Origin of the sequence: Vibrio genomosp. F10 str. 9ZD137, assembly GCF_049974785.1 — a bacterium.
GTDB lineage: Bacteria > Pseudomonadota > Gammaproteobacteria > Enterobacterales > Vibrionaceae > Vibrio.
The window spans coordinates 1-450 of record NZ_JBNGCJ010000760.1; the positions used below are offsets into that span (position 1 = coordinate 1).

General features: G+C 47.3%; 1 protein-coding gene. It reads left to right on the forward strand.

Features of this window, described 5'->3' with window-relative positions:
• The coding region (locus ACP45E_RS17795) for a reverse transcriptase domain-containing protein (protein ID WP_241824336.1) at positions 1-450 on the forward strand (450 nt) is incomplete at both ends.

The window sequence follows — 450 nt, forward strand, 5'->3', positions numbered from 1 at the left end:
TACCGTTTTGTGTGCCGTACCGACATTAAAGGCTATTACGCCAATATTCAAAAAATACCCCTCCTTGATCAGCTCGCTGAGTATGTGCATTGCCCAAACCTGTTGAACTTGCTCGGCCAGTTTTTACATTACAGTGTCGAATTTGGTGGCACGTTTCATACTCCGTTGAACGGCATTCCGAGAAGCTGTGCGCTTAGCCCACTGTTGGCCGGATTTCAACTGTATACGGTAGATAAAACGTTAAGTGATTGGTGCCGTCGATCGGGTAACCATTATGTGCGATTTATGGATGATTTTGTCATTCTTACTCGCACCCATGGGCAACTGCGTACCGCAGTGCGCCGGCTGAATCAATTTTTCAACCTGTTTGGTTTCGCCCAGCACCCAGACAAAACGTTTATTGGTCGGGTCGAGAAGGGGTTTGATTGGCTTGGCTACCTAGTGAACGAA